Annotated in this window: 1 protein-coding gene; it reads left to right on the forward strand. The window is 59.8% G+C overall.

Going from position 1 to position 493, the window contains the following annotated elements:
* Positions 1–493, forward strand: a 493-nt coding sequence (locus SHEWPOL2_RS22135) for a VCBS domain-containing protein (RefSeq protein WP_037431921.1), incomplete at both ends; no start/stop codon positions are given.

Consider the following 493-nt stretch of genomic DNA (forward strand, 5'->3'; position numbering starts at 1 on the left):
TTACCGTCCAATCAGTGGGCGGTACGACCCACACAGTCACCGTCACAATCACCGGCAGCAATGATGCGCCAGCACTTACCGCGCAGAGCCAATCGGTCACGGAAGACGGCACCAAGCTCAGTGGGCAGATGGTTGCCACCGATATGGATACCGGTGACAGCCAAACCTTCAGCACCAGCGCCCAGACGGCTGGCTTTACGCTTAACGCCGATGGCAGCTACAGCTTCGATCCATCCAATGCGGCTTATCAACATCTAGCCGCAGGCCAGACGCAGACGCTCACCATTCCGGTCAGCGTGACCGACAGCGCTGGCGCAACTAGCACTGCGAATTTGACGATTACGCTCACAGGCAGCAACGATGGCGCCCTCATCAGCGGCACAGATACTGGCGCGGTAACCGAAGACACCCAGCTCACGACCCAAGGCCAACTCACGGTCACCGACATCGACGACCAGGAGTCAGCCTTCACGGCACAAGCGAACACCGCGGG

The sequence above is a fragment of the Shewanella sp. POL2 genome (assembly GCF_000282755.1).
GTDB lineage: Bacteria > Pseudomonadota > Gammaproteobacteria > Enterobacterales > Shewanellaceae > Shewanella > Shewanella xiamenensis.